Annotated in this window: 2 protein-coding genes; both read right to left on the bottom strand. The window is 73.8% G+C overall.

From position 1 onward, the window contains the following. Window positions 1-3,268 (bottom strand): glycoside hydrolase family 2 TIM barrel-domain containing protein (locus tag AOK16_RS28050; protein ID WP_157859139.1); only part of this gene is annotated, 3,268 nt, incomplete at its 3' end. 216 nt (window positions 3,269-3,484) lie between these two features. Next, window positions 3,485-6,187 (bottom strand): alpha-L-rhamnosidase, encoded by a 2,703-nt coding sequence (locus AOK16_RS07585; RefSeq protein ID WP_055471461.1) that lies wholly within the window; start codon window positions 6,185-6,187, stop codon window positions 3,485-3,487. Between the last annotated feature and the right edge of the window lie 541 nt (window positions 6,188-6,728).

Consider the following 6,728-nt stretch of genomic DNA (forward strand, 5'->3'; position numbering starts at 1 on the left):
TTTGGGGCCGGGGTTCGGCCTGGGACGAGAGTCCGGTCAGAGGCCGGGGTTCGGTCCGGGACCGGGGTTCGGTGACCGGCCGGGGTTCGGTCGCGGTCCGACGTTCGGTCGCGGTCTGGAGGTCGGTCGCGGTCCGGAAGAGGAGCTCGAAAGTGGTCTCCGTGGGCCGCAGTTGGTGCTCCGGCAGCGGGCCGGGCCCGCAGGAGGCGCTGCCCAGGCCGTGGTGGGCCAGGTCCAGGTGGACGAAGACGCGGTCGCGCGGGACGAGGTCGGTGGGGTGGCGGGCCGCCTCCAGGTCCTCGGTGGTCCAGCGGCGGGCGGTGAGCCCGAAGTGCGGCGCTCCTTCGATCCGCAGGCCGATGGCGGAGGCGAGGCCGGAGGCGGGGCCGGATCCGCCGCCGGCGCCGGATCCCCATCCGCTGTCGGCGCCGGATTCCCTACTCGCACGGCTGAGTTCGGCCCACCTCACGGCCGCCCGGTGCCCGTTCTCCTGCGGGACGACGTACGGCGTCTGGAGCTCGTCGACCGTGGCGTCGAAGAGTCCCACCCGGGCCGCCTCCTGGCTGTCCGGATACGCCTCGCCTGGCCCCTTGCCGAACCAGCGCACGTGCTCGTACGCGGCGGGCAGGGCGAGCCGGACGCCCAGGCGCGGGAGCGTCAGGCCCTCCCAGGGGCCCTCGGGCACGACGTGGACGGTGAGCCGCAGGGCGCCGGTCTCCTCGGCGGTCCACACGTACCGCGTGTGCAGAACCCGGTCCCGGCCTGCCGGGGCGATCCGGGTCTCGACCTCGATGCGGCCGGGCGCCGGGGTGACGGAGACGGTGCGGTGCTCCATGCGGTCCAGGCCCGCCCTGCGCCAGTCCTTGACGGCGGAGTTGGGGCCCATGCCGATGTCGTTGTCGGTGGGGGCGCGCCAGATATCCAGGCTCGGGCCTTGGAGCCGGAGGGCTCCGAGGGCACGCAGTCGCCCGGTGCGCGGGTCGAACTCTCCGCCGCCCAAGGCGATGCCGTCGCCCGCCGGGAGCGGTGGGGCGTCGGAGGGCGTACGGAAGCGGGGCCCGGGGCGTTCGGCAGGACGCCGGGCCGGAGCCGGTGTCGAGTCCGAGGGCGGGAACGGAGCCGGGTCAGGGAACGGTGCTGGAGCTGGGGACGGGTCCGGGGACTGAGCCGGTTTCGAGATCTGCGTCCAGGACTGAACCGGTGTCGGGAGCTGTGTCGGGTCCGGGGTCGAGGGCGGGACCGGGAACTGGGTCCAGGCGACCTCGTGCCCGGCGGGAGCCCACGGCTGGTCGGCGGCCAGCTCCGCCCGGACGGTCAACCACAGCTCCCCGCGGGGAACTTCGGGCAGCGGCAGGGCGGGTGCGGGAATCTCCGCCTCCTGCCGGGCGGGTACGTGCGGGACCTTGAGCTCCCCTTCGGCGACGGGCTTCCCCTCGTCCTCCAGGGTCCAGGTGAACCGCAGGTGCGCCAGGTCGCGGAAGTCGTGCCGGTTGCGGAAGGTGAGGAAACCGCGGGCGGGGTCGCCGGTGACGGCCACCGGCTCGATGGCCTTCTTGTACTCGATCAGCCCCGGCGACGGGGTGCGGTCGGGGAAGACCAGGCCGTCGATGCAGAAGTTCCCGCCGTTGGGCCGGTCGCCGAAGTCACCGCCGTACGCGAAGTACTCCCGGCCGTCGGCGGTGCGGCGGCGGAAGCCGTGGTCGATCCACTCCCAGACGAACCCGCCCGCGCAGCGCGGGTGTTCCTCGAAGGCGCGCTGGTACGCGGCGAGCGAGCCGGGCCCGTTGCCCATGGCGTGCGCGTACTCGCACAGCAGGAAGGGCAGGGAGCGGCGGCGCGCCTCCACGGCCGGGTCGCCGTACGTCTCCGGCGGAGCCTCCTCCTCGGCGCGACCGATGCGCTCGACCTCGGGCACGGGCGCGTACATGAGGCTGTAGAAATCGGAGTGGCGGTAGGTGCGGTCGCGCTCATAGTGCAGGGGCCTGCTGCCGTCGCGGGCGCGGGTCCACTCGGCGAGGGCGCGGAAGCCGCTGCCGTGGTGGGACTCGTTGCCCAGCGACCAGACGACGACGCTGGGGTGGTTCTTGTCCCGCTCGACGGTGCGCCGCATCCGGTCGAGCAGCATCGGCTCCCAGCGCGGGTCGTCGGCGGGGTTCCCGCGCCAGTCGGCGTGGATGAAGCCGTGGGTCTCCAGGTCGCACTCGTCGACCACCCACAGGCCCAGCTCGTCGCAGAGGTCGAGGAAGGCGGGGTGGGGCGGGTAGTGGCTGGTGCGGACGGCGTTGATGTTGTGGCGCTTCATCAGCTCCACGTCGCGGCGCATGGTGGCGAGGTCGAGGGCGCGGCCGCGGTCCGGGTCGTGTTCGTGGCGGTTGACGCCGCGCAGCAGGAGGGGGGCTCCGTTGACCGTGAGCCGGCCGTCGCGGATGGCGACGGTGCGGAAGCCGATGCGCAGGGGGATGCGCTCGTTCGGCGTGGTGAGCAGGGCGTCGTAGAGGTGCGGGGTCTCCGCGGTCCAGGGTTCGACGTGGTCGAGGGTGGTGGTCTCTCCGGCGGGGCGGTCGGTGATGCCGAGGCCGGGGACGGTGAGCAGCGCCGGTGCGTCGGTGTCGACGCGCAGGGTGCCGCGGCCGGTGGTGTGGTCGTACGCGGCGTGGACGAAGAAGTCGTCCACGCAGCCTTCCGGGCGCTCCAGGAGGGTCACGTCGCGGAAGATGCCGGGCAGCCACCACATGTCCTGGTCCTCCAGGTAACTGCCGGAGGACCAGCGGTGGACCCGGACCGCGAGCACGTTGCGGCCGGGCCGAAGGGCCTGTCCGGCCTCGAACTCGGCGGGGAGGCGGCTGCCCTTGGAGGTGCCGAGCTCGTGCCCGTTGAGCCAGACGCGGAAGCAGGAGTCGACGCCTTCGAAGCGCAGTACGGCGCCCTCCCGGCGCCAGGTGCCGGGGAGCGGGAACTCCAGGCGGTGGTCGCCCGTTGGATTGTCGTCGGGCACGTGAGGGGGGTCGATGGGGAATGGGTACGCGGTGTTGGTGTAGCGCGGGGTGTCGTGGCCGTGCAGGACCCAGTGGGAGGGCACGGGCAGTTCACTCCAGCCGTCGCCCGGGGGCTCGGGGGCCAGGAAGTCCAGCGGCGCCCGGTCCGGGGACGGCGAGAGCCGGAAGAGCCAGCGGCCGTTGAGGCTCAGCCGTCCGGCGTCCGAGGTGAAGGCGGCGCGGGGTTCGCGGCGGCCGGTGCCGGGCTCGTGGTCCTCGTAGTACGGCAGCATCCCTCTCCCAAGGAGTCGGTCGGCCGGGGCCGGGCGGCCCGGGCCGGTCGCCGCCGAGGCCGGCGGGGACGGTCGATCACAGAGCCGGGTGGTCCGGGTCGGTCGCGGGGCCGGGCGGGCCGGTCGCCAGGGCCGGGTCGGTAGCCAGGGCCAGGTCGGTCGCGGGCTGACGGGCATTCGCGGGCACGGGCACGGACGGGAGCGGGCGCAAGCCGGTCAGGAGGTGACGGTGAACTCCCAGTCTCCTGGGGGCACTTCGAAGGAGGCCCGGCCATCGGTCCGGCCGACCGGACGGGCGGCCCCGGGGGCCCGGACGTCACCCGCCCCGTCGGGCACGGGCACCTCGACCCGGGAGTCGGGGCCTGGCGGCAGCGTGACCTCCAGCCGCAGGGTCCCGCCCTCCTCCGTGCGCTCCCAGGCGCTGGAGACGCGGCCGCGCGGGGTGTCGTACCAGGCGCTCGCGTGGCGCAGGTCGCCTACCGGCGTGGGGCGGAGGACGATCCGGTCGAAGGCGGTCGAGTCCTCGGCCTGCCCGATGCCGGCGAGGGAGCCGAAGAACCACTCGTCGGCGGCGCCGAGCATGAAGTGGTTCTGCGAGGAGCCCCGGGTCGGACCGTCCCAGCGCTCGGTCAGCGCGGTCGCGCCGTGCACCACCTGGTAGCCGTAGCTGGGGCTGTCGGTGCGGCGGAGGAGGTCCCAGACCACGTCGTCGCGGCCATGGGCGGTGAGCACGCGCAGCAGCGAGGGCAGCGCGACCTCGCCGACGGTGACGTGGTCGCCGGCCGCACGGATGCCCGCGATCAGGTGGTCGAGGACGGCGCCGCGCTCGGCCTCGGGGACCACGCCCATCTCCAGGGCCAGGGCGTCGGCGGCCTGACTCCCGGTGGCGTAGGTGTGGTTGGCCGGGTCGAAGAAGGCGGAGTGGAAGGCGCGGCCGATCCGGTCGGCCAGGTCCGCGTGGCGCCGGGCGTCGGCGGGGAGGCCGAGGACTTCCGCGATCTCGCGCAGCGCGGTGGCGATCCGGTGGTGGGCGAAGGTCGCGGTGACGGCCTTCGGTGTGGAGTCGTCGAAGGCGATCCAGTCGCCGAGGCCGTGCGAGAGCAGTGCGCCGCCGCTGTCGGCCCGGGAGGCGAGGTGGTCGAGGTAGCGCAGCATGTGCGGGTAGGTGGCGCGGAGGGTGGTGGTGTCGCCGTAGGTTCGGTAGAGGTGCCAGGGGGCGAGGACGAGGGCGCCGCCCCAGTTCGGGTCGTCGCGGAACTTGTCCTCGAAGACGGTGTACTCGGGGGCGATGCCCGGTACGAGCCCGGTGTCGGTCTGGGCGTCGGCCATGTCCCGTACGAGCTTGCGGTAGTAGGCGGCGACGTCGTAGTTGCGGGCCACGGCCGGGAAGACGAGGTGGGTCTCCTCCAGCCAGCCCAGCTTCTCGCGGTGCGGGCAGTCGGTGAGAACGCTGTACATGTTGCCCTGGACGGCGCGGTCGATGAGCCGGTGGATGCCGTTCAGCAGCTCGTCGGAGCAACGGAAGCCGCCTGCCCGGGCGTTGGCAGCGCGCAGCACCAGGCCCCGTACGGTGTCCGGCCCGGGCAGTCCCGGCAGGCCTTCGACCTGGACGTAGCGGAAGCCGTGGTAGACGGTGCGCGGATGCCAGGTCTCGGTCACGGCAGCGGCGCCGGGGGCGTCGCCCTTGCCGTTCCCCTTGCTCTTGCCGCTGCCGGTGCCCGGGCCGCTGCCGCGCAGGGTGTAGCGGTCGTAGCACTGGCGGCCGGTGAAGCGCTGGTTGACGGTGCCGTCCTCGTACAGCAGCTCGGCGGGGCGCAGCACCACGGCGGTGCCGGGCGGCCCGGAGACGCTCAGCTCGGGGAGGCCCGCGATGTTGACGCCCAGATCGAAGACGTGGACCCCGGGCGCCGGTTCGGTGATGGAGACCGGCGTGACGGTTTCGACGATCTCGATGGGCGGATGTGTGCGGGCCGACAGGGTCGCGTCCGGGGCTTCGGCCACCGCGGCGGGCCGCCAGCGCGAGGGGTCGGCGGCCGGGGTGTCCCAGCCGGGGGTCTCCCGCCGGGCGTCGTACTCCTCGCCGCCGAACCAGGCCGAGAGGGTGATCGGGCCGAGGGCGGTGCGCCAGGTCCCGTCGGTGGCGACGCGGGCGTGTGTGCCGTCGGCGTACTCGACGCGCACCACGGCAAGCGCCTTGGGCAGGCCGTAGCTGACGTGCAGTTTCTCGTAACGCCCGGGCACATTGGGCACGTTGGCGATGCCGTTGCCCAGCAGCAGCCCGACCGTGTTGTCCCCCTCGCGCAGGGCGTCGGTGATGTCGTACGTGGCGTAGAGGAGCCGCTTGTCGTAGGCCGTGCAGCCGGGTTCGAGGTAGGCCGCCCCGACGCGGGAGCCGTTGACGCTGGGCTCGTAGATCCCGAGCGCGGTGACGTGGAGCCTGGCGTGGCGGACGGGGCGGTCGAGGTGGAAGTCCTTGGCCAGCAGGGGCAGCGGGCTCGACGGGTCGTGCAGGTCCGGGGAGGCCCACTCGGGGGCGGTGACCCACTGGGCGCCCGCCCAGTCGGAGCACTCCAGCAGGCCGGTCTCCCAGCACGCCGTGGCGCTCCACGGCGAGACGGTCTCCTCGTCCGGCATCCCCCAGACCCGCACCCGCCAGTGCGCGCGCCGGGCCGAGCCGAGCGGCTTGCCGCCGTACTCCACTCCGCCGGTGCGCTCCCCCGCGACCCGTCCGCTGTCCCACAGGTCGCAGGCGTCGGCGGCCAGGAGTTCGGGGGTGGAGGCCACCTGGATCCGGTAGGCGCTCTGCCGTCCGCCGGCCAACCGCCAGGAGAGGTCGGGGTGTTCGGAGTCGATGCCGAGAGGGTCGGTGAGGTGGCCGACCCTGAGGGCGGTCGGCGCGGCGATGGGATGACCTGCCACTGATTGCCTCCTCGGGCGTTCACCCAGGTCTCAGGAGAGAAAACTAGGACGCGACCGGCGGAGCGTCAACACCCCTGGCATGCCACCCGGTTGCCCGCCTCAAGCAGGGGATGCCGATGCCTTGACGGCAGTTTGGCGACCCTTCTAGCGTTGATGGCATTCAGGCGGCATGCATCGCCGCAGGCCCATTGGCACGTGAGGTCCAGTCGACGTCGAACCCGGTCCGCGAGCGGACGGGGGCTCCGCGGTCACCTCTCCCCCACCGAGCCCGCGACACCAGGACGCCCGCGCCGGGCGGGTGTTCCGGACCCGGCGGCGGGGCGACGGACGTCGTCGGCATCCAACCGGAAGGCAGGTCCCGGCCGATGTACAGCAGCCGAAAGGGGGAGCCGGTGGCTCCCCAGCGCTACCACGTCATGCCTGGCCACGTCCCGGCGGTGCCGGGCGAGGAGTGGGCGCGGTGAGCGGGCCGGACCGGCGGGCGTTCCTGGCCGGGGCAGTGGGGGCCGGGTCCGCGGCAGCGCTCGCCCTGGGCGCCGGG

Source organism: Streptomyces pathocidini (genome assembly GCF_001418495.1).
In the GTDB taxonomy this organism is placed as follows: domain Bacteria; phylum Actinomycetota; class Actinomycetes; order Streptomycetales; family Streptomycetaceae; genus Streptomyces; species Streptomyces pathocidini.